Source organism: Actinoplanes sp. CA-142083 (assembly GCF_050942195.1).
Taxonomy (GTDB): domain Bacteria; phylum Actinomycetota; class Actinomycetes; order Mycobacteriales; family Micromonosporaceae; genus Actinoplanes.
Genome location: NZ_CP192076.1, coordinates 2,873,474 through 2,888,053, shown reverse-complemented (window position 1 = coordinate 2,888,053; position 14,580 = coordinate 2,873,474). Strand labels below are relative to the sequence as shown.

The 14,580-nt window shown below is 69.5% G+C and carries 9 protein-coding genes; 4 read left to right on the top strand and 5 right to left on the bottom strand.

Going from position 1 to position 14,580, the window contains the following annotated elements; translation table 11 throughout:
- Window positions 1-52 precede the first annotated feature (52 nt).
- The 4 genes from ACQPZX_RS13335 (at window position 53) to fxsT (ending at window position 7,435) form a co-directional block, all read left to right on the top strand.
- The gene (locus ACQPZX_RS13335; protein ID WP_433379354.1) at window positions 53-562 is read left to right on the top strand and encodes a (2Fe-2S)-binding protein; all 510 of its coding nucleotides are present in this window, start codon (window positions 53-55) and stop codon (window positions 560-562) included.
- Window positions 559-2,937: a xanthine dehydrogenase family protein molybdopterin-binding subunit gene (locus ACQPZX_RS13330; RefSeq protein ID WP_433379351.1), complete on the top strand. Its 2,379-nt coding sequence runs from the start codon at window positions 559-561 to the stop codon at window positions 2,935-2,937. The genes ACQPZX_RS13335 and ACQPZX_RS13330 overlap by 4 nt, the downstream gene beginning before the upstream one ends.
- Window positions 2,934-3,788, top strand: a complete 855-nt coding sequence (locus tag ACQPZX_RS13325; RefSeq protein WP_433379348.1) for an FAD binding domain-containing protein — start codon at window positions 2,934-2,936, stop codon at window positions 3,786-3,788. The genes ACQPZX_RS13330 and ACQPZX_RS13325 overlap by 4 nt, the downstream gene beginning before the upstream one ends.
- A 329-nt stretch (window positions 3,789-4,117) precedes the next feature.
- Complete coding sequence (gene fxsT / locus ACQPZX_RS13320) at window positions 4,118-7,435, top strand: FxSxx-COOH system tetratricopeptide repeat protein (RefSeq protein WP_433379345.1); 3,318 nt, start codon at window positions 4,118-4,120, stop codon at window positions 7,433-7,435.
- 52 nt (window positions 7,436-7,487) lie between these two features.
- Here fxsT and ACQPZX_RS13315 read toward each other — a convergent pair whose 3' ends face one another.
- The 5 genes from ACQPZX_RS13315 to ACQPZX_RS13295 form a co-directional block, all read right to left on the bottom strand.
- The gene (locus ACQPZX_RS13315; RefSeq protein WP_433379342.1) at window positions 7,488-7,664 is read right to left on the bottom strand and encodes a hypothetical protein; all 177 of its coding nucleotides are present in this window, start codon (window positions 7,662-7,664) and stop codon (window positions 7,488-7,490) included.
- Window positions 7,665-7,680: 16 nt separating this feature from the next.
- Window positions 7,681-9,489 (bottom strand): HEXXH motif domain-containing protein, encoded by a 1,809-nt coding sequence (locus tag ACQPZX_RS13310; protein ID WP_433379339.1) that lies wholly within the window; start codon window positions 9,487-9,489, stop codon window positions 7,681-7,683.
- A gap of 87 nt (window positions 9,490-9,576) precedes the next feature.
- Window positions 9,577-11,097, bottom strand: a complete 1,521-nt coding sequence (locus tag ACQPZX_RS13305) for a hypothetical protein (protein WP_433379336.1) — start codon at window positions 11,095-11,097, stop codon at window positions 9,577-9,579.
- A 1-nt stretch (window position 11,098) separates the two neighbouring features.
- Entirely contained in the window at window positions 11,099-13,141 is a 2,043-nt protein-coding gene (locus ACQPZX_RS13300) for a hypothetical protein (RefSeq protein WP_433379333.1), read from the bottom strand.
- Window positions 13,142-13,240: 99 nt separating this feature from the next.
- Window positions 13,241-14,485 (bottom strand): glycoside hydrolase family 6 protein, encoded by a 1,245-nt coding sequence (locus tag ACQPZX_RS13295; RefSeq protein WP_433379330.1) that lies wholly within the window; start codon window positions 14,483-14,485, stop codon window positions 13,241-13,243.
- Window positions 14,486-14,580: the final 95 nt, after the last annotated feature.

The window sequence follows — 14,580 nt, the reverse complement described above, 5'->3', positions numbered from 1 at the left end:
GGCCCGTGCGCGTCCGCCGCGGGCCGATTCTCGGCCACCCGCGGGAGGCGCCGTGTCTTCCTCCTCCAAAATCTCCGTGACCGTCGACGGCGACCAGTACATCGACACCGTCGAGGCACGTACTCTCCTCGTTCACTATCTCCGCGAGACCATCGGCAAGGTCGGCACCGTCATCGGCTGCGACACGAGCAACTGCGGCTCGTGCACGGTGCTCATGGGCACCGCCGACACGCCGGCCCGCAGCGTCAAGAGCTGTTCCGTCCTCGCCGTGCAGGCCGACGGCACGAGCATCACGACCGTCGAGGGCCTGGCCTCTCCCGACGGCTCGTTGCACGCCGTGCAGCGGGCCTTCCACGAGCTGCACGGCCTGCAGTGCGGGTTCTGCACCCCCGGCATGATCATGTCGACGGTCGACCTGCTCCGCGACAATCCGGACCCGACCGACTACGAGATCCGCGACGGCCTGTCCGGCAACCTGTGCCGCTGCACCGGATACCAGAACATCGTGCGTGCCGTGCAAGCCGCCGCGGCCGAGCTCCGCACCCAGGAGGTGTCGTCGTGACCGTCACCGACGACCGCGAGGTCGGCGCGGCCCGCCGCCGCAAGGAGGACGCCCGGCTGATCACCGGACGCACCCGCTGGACCGACAACATCACGCTGCCCGGCCTGCTGCACATGGCGATCCTGCGCAGCCCGTACGCGCACGCCCGGATCACCTCGATCGACACCTCGGCGGCGCTGAGCCGGCCCAACGTGGTGGCCGCGTTCAGCGGCGCCGACGTGGCCGACGTGCAGGGCAGCCTGCCGTGCGCGTGGCCGGTGACCGAGGACATCGTGCACCCCGACCGGCCGCCGCTCGCGGTCGGCACAGTGCGCCACCATGGCGAGGCCGTGGCCGTCGTCGTCGCGCGCGACCAGGCCAGCGCGCTGGACGCCCTCGAAGCGATCGAGGTGGACTACGAGCCGCTGACGCCGGTGCTCGACCTCGAGCAGGCGCTCGCCGACGGTTCTCCGCTCGTGCACCCCGACAAGGGCACCAACAAGTCGTACACGTGGGTCTTCGACTCCGCGGAGGCCGGCACCGGCAGCGACGTCGCCGCGGCGGACGCCGAGGTCGTGATCGAGCGGCGCTATGTCCAGCAGCGACTCATCCCGGCCTTCATGGAACCGCGCAGCGTCATCGTCGACCCGGGCGCGGGCGAGTACACGATCTGGTCGGCGACCCAGATCCCGCACATCCTGCGGGTGTTCTACGCGCTGCTCACCGGCACGCCCGAGCACAAGGTGCGGGTCATCGCGCCGGACGTCGGCGGCGGCTTCGGCGGCAAGCTCCAGGTGACGCCGGAAGAGCTGATCACGTTCATGGCGGCGCGCCGGATCGGCCGCCCGGTGAAATACACCGAGACGCGCAGCGACACCATGCTGTCGGCGCACCACGGACGCGACATGATCCAGGACGTACGGCTCACCGCGCGCCGGGACGGCACGGTCACCGGCATCTCGGTGAAGCTGATCGCCAACATGGGCGCCTACCTCGGGCTGGTCGGCCCGGGCGTGCCGATCCTCGGCGCCTTCATGTACAACGCGATCTACAAGTTCCCCGCCTACCGCTTCGAGTGCAACGGCGTGTTCACCAACACGACGATCACCGACGCCTATCGCGGCGCCGGGCGGCCGGAGGCGACCTACGCGATCGAGCGGACGATGGACGACCTGGCCGTCGAGCTCGGCGTCGACCCGATCGAGATCCGCCGCCGCAACTGGATCAAGAAGGAGGAGTTCCCGTTCACCACGGTCGCGGGACTCGTCTACGACTCCGGCGACTACGCGGCCGCCACCGACAAGGCGCTGGCGCTGCTCGGCTACGACAAGTTGCGCGCCGAGCAGGCCGACCGCCGCGCGTCCGGCGACCCGGTGCAGTTGGGCATCGGCACGTCGACGTACACGGAGATGTGCGGCCTGGCGCCGTCGCGGATCCTGGGCGCGCTGCGGTACGCGGCGGGTGGCTGGGAGACGGCGGCCGTACGCGTGCTGCCGACCGGCAAGGTCGAGGTGGTCACCGGCACCAGCCCGCACGGGCAGGGGCACGAGACCGCGTGGAGCCAGATCGTCGCCGACGAGCTCGGCGTGGGTTTCGACGACGTCGAGGTCCTGCACGGCGACACGCGCTCTTCATACAAAGGCCTTGACACGTACGGGTCGCGCTCGCTCGCGGTCGGTGGGATAGCGCTCGTGGAGGCGTGCCGCAAGGTGCGCGACAAGGCCCGTACGATCGCCGCCCACATGCTCGAATGCAGCCACGAGGACCTGGAGTTCACCGGCGGCGCGTTCCGGGTGCGGGGCACGCCGGACGCGGCGAAGACCGTCGCCGACTGCGCCTTCGCGGTGTTCGCGGCGCACGACCTGCCGGACGGCGTCGAGGCGACGCTCGACGCGGACGCGACCTTCGACCCGCAGACGTTCTCGTTCCCGCACGGCACGCACCTCTGCGCGGTCGAGGTCGACACGCAGACCGGGCACGTGGCCATCCGCAAGTACGTGGCGGTCGACGACGTCGGCAAGGTGATCAACCCGACCATCGTCGAGGGCCAGGTGCACGGCGGCGTCGCCCAGGGCATCGCGCAGGCGCTGCACGAGGAGGCGATCTACGACGAGTCCGGCACGCTGCTGACAGGTTCCTTCGTCGACTACACGCCGCCCACGGCGGCCGACCTGCCAGAGATAGTGAGCGACCGCACCGAGACCCCGGCGACGACACACCCGCTCGGCGTCAAGGGCGTCGGCGAGGCCGGAGCGATCGCGGCGACCCCCGCGGTGGTCAACGCGATCGTCGACGCGCTCCGCCCGCTCGGGGTGCGCGACGTCCCGATGCCGTGCACGCCGGAAAGGGTCTGGCGGGCGATCAGAACAGCGGGAACGGATGGTGGACGGTCATGATCCCGGTTGCCTTCGACTATCTGCGCCCCGCCGGCGTGGACGACGCGGTCGCGGCGCTCGCCGAGGCCGGCGACGACGCCAAGATCCTGGCCGGCGGCCAGAGCCTGCTTCCGGTGCTGCGGCTGCGGCTGTCGGCCCCCAGCGTGCTGGTCGACCTGGGCGGCGTGGCACAGCTGCGAGGCGTCCGCGAGGAGGGCGACTCGCTGGTCATCGGCGCGATGACCACCCACGACGAGGTGGCGACATCGCCGCTCGTACGCCGGTACGCGCCGCTGCTGGCCACGGTGGCGGCCACGATCGGCGACCGCCAGATCCGCCACCGCGGCACGCTGGGCGGCTCGCTGGCACACGCCGACCCGGCCGCCGACCTGCCCGCGGCGGCGGCCACCTTGGAGGCGAGGTACGTCCTGGCCGGACCGTCCGGCCGTCGCACAGTCACGGCGGCCGACTTCGCGGTGGACCTGTTCACCACGGCGCTCGCCGACGACGAGGTGCTCGTCGAGGTCCAGGTGCCCAAGGTCGAGGGCTGGGGCTCGCACTACGAGAAGTTCCACCACGTCGTGCAGTCGTGGGCGATCGTCGGCGTGGCCGCGATGGTGAAGCGCGCCGACGGCGGCATCGAGTCGGCCCGCGTGACGCTGACGAACATGGGCCCGACGGCGCTGCGGGCAACCGCGGTCGAGCAGGCTTTGACCGGCTGCGCCGCCGACCCGGCCGCGATCAATGAGGCATGCATGGCCGCGGCGGAGGGCACTTCCCCACGCGACGACGTGACCGCATCCGCCGAGTACCGCCGCCATCTGGTCCGCATCCTCACCGGCCGAGCCGTCACCGCAGCCGCCGGCGTGTAGCCAACGGCCAGGACCGAGCGTCCCGCTCGGTCCTGGCCAGCACGGTTGACCATTACGTCGAATATTGACTGATCGTTCTACCACGGTCGGGGCGCAACCCCCCGATCTACTTGCGGCGTCGCTCGCACCGCGCACATACTCGGGCATGGCCCGTCTTTCCATGCAAGTTGCATTAATGCAGCTGATGACAGGCTCATAATGTCCTCAGCTGTAAGACTCTGCCCTTGGGTCTTGGGTCACGACCCAGTAGGCTGCCAACCTATTCGTTAGGTCCGGACACTCATTGAGGTGCGTCGTCCCACGTCATCGCAACATTTTGGGGCTCTACGTTGACCCACACCACCGAGAAAGACCCTGCTTCGGAGTTCCGGAAGGCTCTGGTAGCCGCGCTGGTCGACGTGCCGATCACGCATAGCCTGGCCGACCGCCGATTGTTGATAAACCTGATCCGGCGCGACATCCGTGCATTCCCCGACGTCCCGGAACGCGACCAGGCCCGGACCCACGTGACGGAGATCGTCCTCGCCTGCACAGGTACACGCGGAGGGCTCCGCGCTCTCAAGGAGGCCCTGATCGTCATGGCGCCGGACGCGCCCGGCACTCGGCTGGCGTGCGCCCTCATCGACAACGCGAGCCTGGCCAGCCTCCTGCTGCAGGGTGAGGGCCAGCGGGTACGCCAGCTCCTCCGGCAGGCTTCGGCCGAAGTGGACGACGCCGTGTGGCGCGAGACAGCCCGGACGGCGATTTCCGGCTTCACCAGGCCCCCAGCCGATCTCGTGGAGGCCTTCGAGCTCGCCGCCGATCAAGCAGGTACCACCGCGCTGACCTTTTTGTGCAGGGTTGCGGCCGACCTGGACGGCGCCCCCGGCGCTGAGCTCAGGGATTGGGCCCTCCAGGTCGCCGAGCGGCTCGAGCCGCCTGACCAAGTGGCACCGGGACTGGACCCGGACGCCCCCGAAGGTCAGGTTGGTGGCTTTCGCGACGAAAATAGTGATATGGATAACCTGCACTACACGCGAACAAGATTCATGTCAGTTGACGATATTGCGCCCGCTCCTGAAGCCGACGCCGAGACGGTACCGGCAACCCATGGCGACACGAATGTTGAAATTGGAGATGACATGGCTCCCGTCACCGACCTGGGGATCGCCCACCAAAGGCTTCCTCAAGTATGGGGAGATGTACCGCAGAGAAATCCGGATTTCACCGGTCGAGAGGAATTTCTCGAATCCCTTCACAGGGAATTGAGCGAGAGACGCCAGACCGCCGTCCTGCCTCAGGCGATCCACGGCATGGGCGGTGTCGGAAAGTCTCAGATCGCCATTGAATACGTGCACCGGCACAGCGAGGAATTTGACCTGGTCTGGTGGATCCCGGCCGAAGAGACCGGTCAGATCCTGACGTCGCTGACCAAACTTGCGCAACGTTTGAAACTGGATGTCAGCCCTGAGGCCAATGCGGCAGTTCCCGCGGTGCAGGAAGCGCTGAGCACCGGCGTCACCGGCTATCGCGACTGGCTTCTGGTATTCGACAACGCCGAGGATCCCACCGAGGTCCGGAAGTATTTCCCGACCGGTGGCGCCGGCCGGATCCTGGTCACCTCCCGTAACCCGGACTGGGAACGTGGCACGCGTGCCCTCGAGGTCGATGTCTTCACCCGCGAGGAAAGCAGAACATACCTGCGCAACCGCCACGGCGATCTCAGCGACGAGGACACGGAGAGTCTCGCCGACGCGCTCGGCGACCTGCCTCTCGCGATCGAGGCGGCCTCTGCCTGGCGAGCCACCACCGGGATGGAGCCGGGGGAATACCTCCGCCTGCTCAGCGACAAGCGACTGGAGCTCTTCGACGTCGATCCGCCGCCGGACTACCGGCTCGCTGTGCGGGCCGCGTGGAGCATGTCGCTCGAGAAGCTGGCCGCGGAAAACCCGGGCGCCCTTCAGCTGCTGCAGGTGTGCTCCTTCTTCGCTCCGGAACCGATCTCCCGCAGCTTCCTCACCGGCTGGAGCGGGACCGACATCACGCCGGAGCTGGACGCCATGTTGCGCGACACATACAGCATCGGCCGCGCGATCCGCGACATCCTGAAGCTGGCGCTGGGCAAGTACGACCACCGGAACAACACGCTGCAAATTCACCGTCTCATCCGGCTGGTGCTCGTCGACAGCATGGATCCGGACCAGCAGAAACGCATGCGTCGCGGTGCGCACATGTTGCTGGCGAACGCCGACCCCATCGATCCGAGCCGGCGCACTCAGTGGGACCGCTACAGCGTGATCCGACCGCACCTGGAGGCATCGGACGCGGTCTCGTCGGATGAGCCCCGCGTGCACGACCTCGTCTTCAGCGTCACGCAGTACCTGTACTACTACGGCGACCACCAAGGCAGCGAGGCGCTGGCCGAGCAGTCGTTCGCACACCGGAAGGTCGACCGGGGGCCGGCCGACGCGCATACCCTGCGTCTGGCCAAATGGCTCAGCTGGATGTACTCCATCAACGGCAGGTACGAAGAGGCCAGGGCGCTCAACCAACAGACCCTCGACCTCTATCGGGAGTCCTTCGGCGACGAGGATGAGGGCACTCTCGACGCCATGAAAATCGTCGCCAAGGACCTGCGCGTGGCCGGGGACTTCGGCTCCGCCCTGGAGCTCGATCAGCGAGCTGTGGAGATCGCCCGACGGAACTTCGGCGAGGAGGATCCCGTTACGTTGCAGGGAGCGAACAGCCTCGGAGTCAATCTGCGGTTTTTGGGCCGGTTCCGTGAAGCTGAGCAAGTAGACCGTGACAACTACCGCCGTCTGGCCAATGTGCTCGGGTCGGACAGTGACGCCGCTGCCCTGTCGCTCTACAACCTCCTGATCGACCGGCGCGAGGCCGGGGACTACGTGGCGGCCCGCAAGGAACACGAGGCCGCCTATACCCGGAGCGCGGAGATCTTTGGCAAGGGTGCTCCGGCCACGCTGCGCATGGCCCGGGCCCTGTCGGTGGCGCGCCGCAAAGCCGGCGACCACCCGGGAGCCCTGCAGATGTCGAGCGAGACATTCGACAAATACCAGCGTCGCTACGGCGACGACTATCCGGAGACCATCGCGACCGCGCTGGACCTCGCGGTCGACCGTCGCCACGACGGAGACCTGCAAGGCGCCCGCAGATTGGGCGAGGACACGCTGGAGAGGTATCTGCGACTGTTCGGGCCGCGTCACCCGTACACGCTTTCGGCGCGGACGAACCTCGCGGTCGTCCTCCGTCTCGACGGCGATCTCGACAGGGCACTCGCCCACGACAAGGAGACTTTGAGCATCCTGAAGGAGACGCTGGGCGCCGACCACCCAGTCACGCTCATCTGCGCGACGAACTACAGCAGTGACCTGTTCGCGGTCGGGGACGTGAGCGACGCCAACGAACACGACATCGACACGCTGTCGCGGTCGGAGCGCGTCCTCGGCCCCGATCACCCCTCGACGCTCGCCTGCAGTGTCAACGTGGCCCTCGATCTGAGGGCGCTGGGGCGGGTCGCCGAAGCCGATCGCATTCTCTCGGACACCCTGGCGAGCTTGCGCCGGGCCCTGGGCGAGCGTCATCCGGCCACGCTGAACGCGTTGCAGAACCTGCGGGCCGACTGCGACGTCGACCCGATGCCCCTCTAGTCGCGCGAAGTCACGGATAGCGGCGACCTCAGGGCCGCCGCCTTCCGTAGCCTCAGTCGATGCGCCCGGGCGGCCCGGTGCCCAAGTTGTAACGGGCGTGCTCCAGCTGCCCGAGCAGGGCGGCCTTCGACTGTTCGAGCACTCGGTGGTCGGTTTCGCAGAGATCGTGAAGAGAAGTATCGGTTAGGTCGATCAAATCAGTCTCGATCTCCGGGCTATCGAGATCCACAGCAGATTCCCTCTCTTCAAACAGGCCTTGCCAGCCAGGTCGCCAGGGCCATCGGATCCAGGGCCGGCCTGAGGGCCCTACGATGAACCGCCCGGACCAGCGCGGGATGCTCGCGCAGGACAACGGCCCCAGGCCCAGCGGCGGCCAGGGCGAGACCGCTCCAGGCGTCGAGGTCATCGGGATCGGCGCGAAGGCGACGCGTGAAGGCAGCCGCGGCCACGGTGCGTTCGCCGCGCAGGAGGTCGGCGTCGGCGTCGTCGGCGCCCAGCGCGCGGAGGCGATCGGTCAGAGGTTGGTCGCCTCGGGCCACCCATCGGCGGGCCAGCGCCAGCCGCGCCTGGGACCACTGCCTCTCCCCAGTGGCGACCACGTACCCGGGGTCGACGGACGGTGCGTCTTCGCCGCGCGACCAGGCAGCGACCAGGCGGTCCACACTCTCCTTCGCGGGAGTCAGGTGTCGCAGGCGCCAACCGATCCGATGGCCGGCGGCGACCAGCTCGGCCGCACGGGCGGGGGCCTCGGCGACCAGGGTGGACCTCCACCCGGAGACCCGGTCGGTCAGGCCACCGATCAGGCGCTCGCCGGTCTCGGTGAGCGCGTTCGAGCCGGCAACCTCCCGCAGGGCCTGCTCGACCTGACGGCGGGCAAGGGCGAACGCGAACTCGTCGGCGGGCGAGCAGCTGACCTCGGCCTGGGCATGCCAGAACGCGGTGATGTTGGTGAACGCGAAGATGCCCTGGATCAGGCCGGGCAGCGGCCTCGGGTCGTCCCGCCAGGGGGCGTAGAGAGTCTCCTGCTCGCTCAGCACGGTCACGGGTAACAGATGCAGCAGTCCACCCAGCTGGATGTGGGCGAACTCGTGGACCAGCGCGACGGCCAGGGACAGGGCGTCGCCGGGCTCGGAGACCAGGACGCTGCCGAAGGCCTCGCCGGTCGACGCGCTCCTCGCCTCACCGCCGCCGCCGTCGGCCAGGGGCACCAGGGAGACCACGCCGGCGGCCATGGCGTCGGCGGAAGCCGGGTGGTGGGCGCAGAGGATCGCCCACGCCTCGGTCAGCAGCGACGCCCACCGGTCGTGGCCGGCCGGCGACAGGCGTTGCGGCTCGACGGGGTCGCTGAGATCGCGGTACGGGTCGATGTCGTCGAGCGTCACGGCGAGGACGGGACCGGAGCCCACCCGCAGGCGGCGCAGCTCCCACCACTGGGCGTCGCCCGACCAGCTCCGGCCGTCGGCGGAAATACACAGCTCCCGCCCACGGCAGCGGAGCGTCACCCGGCCACCGCTCGTCACGGCCTCGACCGTCTCCCAGGCCTCGCGGGCGGGGAGCACGGCCTCGCCGGCAGGGAAGCCGCCGGGGAACTGGGCTGGGAAGACCGCCATGCCGAGGCCCGGCAACATCGCCTTGCCGTCGCGGGCGGGAATGACCGTGGCCCACTCGCGGCGCTGCCGGACCGCACCGACGAACGCCAAGGCGTGCAAGACGCCGGCGTCCACCCACAGTGGCGCCGGGGACTTCGCGAGGCCCTGGGCGCGCCGCAGCAGGTAGGCGGCCCAGCTCCCCACCTGCGGGTGCAGCAGCAGGTCCCGGAACATCGCCCGGTCGGAGGCGTCCATCGCCATCAGCAGGTCGAGCGAGGCGGCCGGCGGCGGCAACGGCCCCAGCAGCTCGGGCCGGCCGGCGAGGAGGTCCACGACGGAGTGGAAGACCAGGAAGCGGCGGCTGAACTCCGTCTGCCAGAGAGCCTCCGTCAGATCCGCGCTTCCGTAGCCGTGGCAGAGCAGATCGAGGTGCGACTCCTTGATGCGATGTCTCGTCAAGAGCATCCGGGTCCCCCGAGCAATAGAGTCCGAGCACACAGTTCCCGCATGGCTACTCTAAGCGCAGTCCGGGGGTTGATCGATCAAGTTCGATCAGGCGGAGATGCCGGCGTAGGTCAGCCAGCGCTCGCGGGGCGACAACCGGAGCCGGATCTTGCTGGGGTCGACCTGGCCGAGGGCCGGTAGCCACTCGCGGATGCGCAACTGGGCCGCCTCGGTGGCGTCGGTCAGCAGGCGTTGCACCGTCTCGTGGTCGCGGTGCTCCTGGGAGAGCATCACGATCAGCTTGGCCCGGCCGCGTACGACGTCGCCCCGGCACAAGCGCGACTGGGCGTAGGCGATGTCGCATCGCCGGGTGTAGGGCTGCAGGGCGGCCTGGACCTCGGCCAGCAGCGCCGGCGTGTCGACAGTGCGGTGCGGGAGCTGCCACCACAGCCAGATGGGGTACGGGACCCGGCCGGTCGCGGTGGCGCCGGTCTGCTGGCTGGACGGCGGGTACGAGCAGCGCATCACCGGGCTCAGCGCCACCTTCCAGTCCGCGATCACGCTCTCGTCGGATTCGCCGGCGGCGCCGGGACGGTGGCCGGCGAAGGCGCTCAGTCGCGGCAGCGCGTCGAGCCAGCCGCCGGTCCACTGGGGAAGCGTGTCGGGAGTGTCGGCCGCGACGGGGAGCACGAGGTTGATGAAGGTCGTCTTGCGCATGCTGGAGATGGACGCGGCCAGCACACCGACGCCACGTTCGCGCAGGGCTTGCACCGTCGCCGCGGTCGTGCCGGCCCGCGATGGGCCGACGATGCTTGCGATGACCGCCCTTTTCGGGGTGAGCACCGGCGCCTCGGGGAACAACCGGCTGCGCGCCTGGCGGTAGCGCTCCCGGTCGAATCCCCGAATCGTGAACCACTCCCCCCGTACGCGATTAAGCCTTTGATCGTCGAGTTTGAGACCGAAGCCGTATTCCTCGGCCAGCGCCGCCAGCTCGGTTTCGAAGTCCAGCCGGGCCTCGGCCATCTTCGGATCCACCCCGATCGAGAACCGCAGGCACGGCCCGATCGCGTCGCGCAGCCGCTCGTTGGACCCGTCGCCCCGCTCGGACCGGCTGATCTGCGGAACTGGCGCGACCGGGGTGTGCAGGTGCAGCACCGGCGCGCCGCGCTGGCCGGCCAGCCCGGTGAGCTTCTCGATGACCAGCGCCTGCATGAGCGCTTCCCGGTAGGTCGGCGACCAGTGGGTGTTGCCCAGGGTGATCAGGACCTCGACCTTGCGGGTGGACTGGTTGAGGAAGCCGGGATTGGGCACGGCGTGCCCGGAGTACGAGTAGGTGTCCGGGGCGCCGGCGTGTTCCACCTGGCCGATCTGCACCCGGCCGCTGAACGCCGACATCGTCGAGGGCCAGATCGACGTGGACACCGACAGCCCGGCCGCGGAGAAGTGGCAGAAGTCGGTCGGCCAGGCGGTCACGTCCTCCTTGTCGGGCTCGTCGCCGATGACCGAGGTCGGCAGCGGGCCGTAGCCGTGCGTCAGGGTGAACTCGACCGAGGAGAAGTAGGTGCCGGCCGCCTCCGCCGCGATCTGGGCCAGCTCGGACGACTTGGTGAAATTCGCGGGCACCGTCATCTCACACCTCACCACGTGCGTCGAAGAAGTCGTCCGGCTCGACGGTGCGCCGGGTGGAGCGCCGGGCGTCGCGGAGCCAGCGGGGCACCCGGGTCGACCGCGGCACCGCGCTGCCGCGGTGGATCCGCCGGGCGTAGAACTCGCACAGGCAGCAGACCAGGATGAAGATCAGCACGGCGAGGGCGAGCTGGAACAGCCTGGTCATCTCGTGGTCCGATTGCACCGTGCCGACGGCGATCGCCAGCGCGGTGGTGACCGCGACCGAGGCCGCGGCGAGCATCCGCTGGAACTTGTGCAGCTGGCCCAGCACCGATTTGGTGCTGGGCAGGTCGAGCCGGGCCAGGAGCAGGCCGGGCACCAGGAGAAGCACCGCGACGACGGCGTCGGCCTGCTCGGGCACGAAGCCGTCGGACACCTCGGACGAGTAGAGCCACTCGACGCCGCCGGACAGGAACGTGCCGATCGCGAGGACCACCAGGGCCAGGCCGGCCACCATCCGGGTGATGTTCTCGATCAGGGCCGGCGCCTCGTCGGCGAGGGCCATGAACGCGAAGACACGGACCGGCTCGGTGGACTGCGGGCTGAGCTCCACCGACGGGCGGCGCCAGTGGGCGTGGGCGCCGTGCTCGCGGGGGTCGTTGTCGGTGGTGACGTCCCGGCTCACCTGCGCGGCGCGCAGCCCGGCGGCGATGTTCCGCAGGGCCGGGCCGGCCAGCCCGCTGCGGGCGAGGTGCTGCATGCCGTCGGCGGAGTAGTGGGCGCAGAACGCCGCGAGCACGTCGAGGGAGCAGTCGCCCGCGGAGAGCGCCTGGATGACCTGGTCGGCGGTCAGCCGGCGCAGCGGGGGCGCCGAGCCGGGCCCGACCGGGATCGGCAGGCGCGCGAGATACTCCTCGTAGCTCGTCATGTCGACGAGCCGTCGCCGGCCGAGCTCGGCCAGCCGCGACGCGATCCCCTGCATCTCGAGCTCGAGCAGCTTGTGGTAGGTCCCGAGCCGCTCGGCGCGCTGGGCCACCGACTCCAGATCCTGGGCGAGCACCTCGACGAACTCCTCGTCGACGTCGCTGGACATCAGGAACCGCCGGACGCTGATCTCCTGCCGGACCTCCAGGGTCAGGTGGTACGCCTTGACCGATCGGGGAATCTCGGTCTCGTACTCGACGACGAACTCGCGGTTCACCGGCAGCACGTTCTTGGCCAGCGACTGCAGCGGCGCCGGGCGATGCTGGGCCGGCAGCAGCGGCGCCTCCCAGGTCAGGAACCGCCGCGGCCGGTCCAGCCCGAGCTGCGCCACCAGGATGTACTGCCGCGTCGCGAGTTGCAGCAGGCGCGCGAACGGAATCACCTCGGCCGGGAAAAGAGCATCAAGACCGAGCAGAGCAAGATTTCGTACGGATTCGGAGCTGCCTTTTCCGGTAAGCAGCTCGGCATGGTCGAGCGGGGTGTGCAGCCGTTGCCCCGCCGGCGAGCCAACCATGATCAGCTCGGTGATCGCCGCCTCGATCAGCCAGCGCGACCGCTGATGGGTGTGCCGTAGCTGGTGGATCGCGCTGGCCGGCGCCGAGACGTCGTCATGGGCGTTGATCAGCATTTGCAGCAGCTTGACGAACGCGGCGGCGGTGAACCGGTTGGCGTCACGATGCGAGAGCCGCGGCACCACCTCGCCACTCGAGTCCCTGATCGCCACCGGCGCGAGATCACGGCGGCTGTACCGGGAAACCGGCACCCAGAGCGACGCGCCGTCCCCGGGCACCATCAGCGTGTCACGGAGAGGTCCCGAGATCAGGTCGAGGTCCACGTCGACGCTGATCGCCCGGCTCATGTGCCCGCGATCCATCAGGGTCAGGTGCTCCGACAGCCGCGGGACGTGGTCGAGCCGGAAGGACAGGTCCATCAGGGCCAGCCCGAACGCCGCCTCCCGGCTGGGAAACGTCAGCGGCGCGGTGGGGACCGGAAGAGCCCGGATAAGCGTCCGCAGATGGTCCAGCGGGCCGTCGGCCGGCTGGCCGGCGAGCGCGGCGCTCCCCCGGAGATGGACGGTCATGCTTTGATCCTCGCCGCAATCCGGGGTACGACGGCTGATCTGTCGCCATGACGACGGTGCACCACCCCTTCCGACAAAAGGGGTGGTGCACCGCGCTGGTCAGCGCAGCGGCGGGTTCGCCAGTTCGACGAGCTCCACGGCCTGCTGCGGGAACCAGGCGCCGGCGGCCGGGTCGGCGGTGTTGCCGCGAGCCGGATCGAGGCCGGTGCCGGTGCCGCGGTCACACTGGCCGTCGGACTGTCCGGGCGTCTTGACCCACAGGAACGCGTCTGCCAGCGGGTCGCCGGTCCTGGTGGTCGGGCGCAGCCCCAGCCCGCGGTCCGGCGGGTTGCACCAGGTCTGCGGGTCGGGCCAGGTGACGCCGGCCGGCGCCGTCCACGGTCCCTGGCCGTTACGACTGGTGTCCACGACGAAGTGGGCCAGCTTGTGCGGCGAGACGTTGCCGACGTTGGCGTCGTACCAGGCGTCGCTGAGCGGCCAGGTGCTGAAGTCGCCCGGACTCGCCGGGTAGTACTGGCTGGCGCACCGCTCGAAGTGCCCGCGGTTCTCGGCCAGCCCCCTGGTGCCGTAGTAGACGCACTTCGAGATCCAGTTGCCGAACTTCAGCTGCCGCTCGGTCGTCTCGTAGTTCGACACGTTGAGGAAGAACCCGTCGGCCTTGGCCACGCCCGCCTTGACCAGCCGATCCGCGATGTCGCCGGTGCCGAGCCAGGCGCTGTGCGTGCCGTCGAGGTAGACGCTGGTCCGCGGCAGCGCGCCCAGGCGGTCCACCGCGTAGTTGAGCATCGCGAACCGGTCGGAGGCGGCGGTGGCCGGGTCGGCCTCGGCCGGCTGGCACCACTCCTGGTTGCCGTTGATGGTGGTGTACCAGGGGATGATGCCCAGGCCGTCGGGTTCGAGCATGACGGCGGCCGGCTGGCCCCCGATGCCGGCGGCGAACGCGTCGATCCACGCCTTGTACTCGGCCACCGAGGTGGCGCCGCCCGCGGAGTACTGCGAGCAGTCCCGGAACGGGATGTTGTAGGCGACGAAGACCGGCAGCGCCTTCTTGGCGGCCGCCCGCTTGGCCTCCGCCTTGACCGACTGCGTCAGCGAGCGGCCGGAGCCGCCGGTGCCCCAGACCGCCTGCGGCGTGTCGATCATCGTGTGGATCTTGCGGGCCAGCCCGCGCTGCCCGGTCACGGTCAGCTGAACGATCTGCTTGACCGCGCCGGGGTCGGGGCGCGGCGTGTAGAAACGGGTGCCGTCCGGAATGACGGCGCCCGCGGGAGAGGGGTTGAGAGCCAGGGTCACCACGACGCCGGCGGCCGCGGCGGCCAGCCGTAAGAGAGGAGATAAGGACACATCGGACTCCTGATCAGACGGTAAGTGGGAGCGTTCCCATCCGTGACCCGAGCCTCGATCCCGGCACCCATCAAAGTCAATATGCTGGCCCGCTT